We start from the raw sequence: 305 nt of genomic DNA, 5'->3' as shown, positions 1-305 counted from the left end.
GCCATGATCTTGCGGATCTGCGCAGGTTTGGCCTCTACAAACTGCTCTATCGTGCGGATACCCGCATCATGCAGTTTTGGGAGCAGTCTTCGGCCTACACCCCAGACTTCCCCCACGGAGACGTTGCGGTAAAATCTCTGGCGCGTTTGTGGGTCTGTCAGGTCGCATAGCCCTTCCAGCTCTGGCCTGTCCTTGGCCAGTCCGTTGGCCAGCTTGGCAATGGTTTTGGTTGGCCCCCAGCCCACGCAGGTTGGCACTTTGGTGATCTGCTGGACAGCCTGACGCATGGCTCCACAATGGGCATG

At 58.7% G+C, this 305-nt stretch carries 1 pseudogene; it reads right to left on the bottom strand.

Annotated features, from left to right (window positions below):
- Positions 1-287: pseudogene (locus tag HK26_RS12575) on the bottom strand (Y-family DNA polymerase); the annotation flags it as partial.
- Between the last annotated feature and the right edge of the window lie 18 nt (positions 288-305).

It is taken from the genome of Acetobacter okinawensis (genome assembly GCF_002153655.1).
In the GTDB taxonomy this organism is placed as follows: Bacteria; Pseudomonadota; Alphaproteobacteria; order Acetobacterales; family Acetobacteraceae; genus Acetobacter; species Acetobacter okinawensis_A.
Note: the sequence above shows the minus strand (reverse complement) of the source record. Positions and strands in the feature narration are given on the sequence as shown.